This is a genomic window from Candidatus Clostridium eludens (assembly GCF_045310515.1).
In the GTDB taxonomy this organism is placed as follows: Bacteria; Bacillota; Clostridia; order Clostridiales; family Clostridiaceae; genus Clostridium_B; species Clostridium_B eludens.
In genome coordinates this window covers 1-290 of sequence record NZ_JBJHZX010000204.1, presented here as the reverse complement: position 1 = coordinate 290, position 290 = coordinate 1, and the positions used below count along the sequence as shown (strand labels likewise).

Below are 290 nucleotides of genomic sequence, written 5' to 3'. Positions count from 1 at the left end.
TTGACATTAATAATAGCGTTAAAAAAAGTACAATATCTGCTAAATTTCATAATACAATTTCAAAACTTACCTGTGATTTAGTCTTTAAATTATCAAAACTATATAAAATATATAAAGTCGTTTTAAGTGGAGGAGTGTTTGAAAATGAACATTTACTTAAATCCATCTACAATGAACTTAAAAAGGCAGGATTAGAAGTTTTTTTTAATTCCAAAACACCTATAAATGACGGTGGAATTTCATTTGGACAAATTGTAATTGCAGATGAGATTATAAAGAAAGAGGGGATG

At 26.6% G+C, this 290-nt stretch carries 1 protein-coding gene; it reads left to right on the top strand.

The genetic code is table 11. The features are described from left to right. The coding region (locus tag ACJDU8_RS25835; protein WP_479723084.1) for a Kae1-like domain-containing protein at positions 1–290 on the top strand (290 nt) is incomplete at both ends.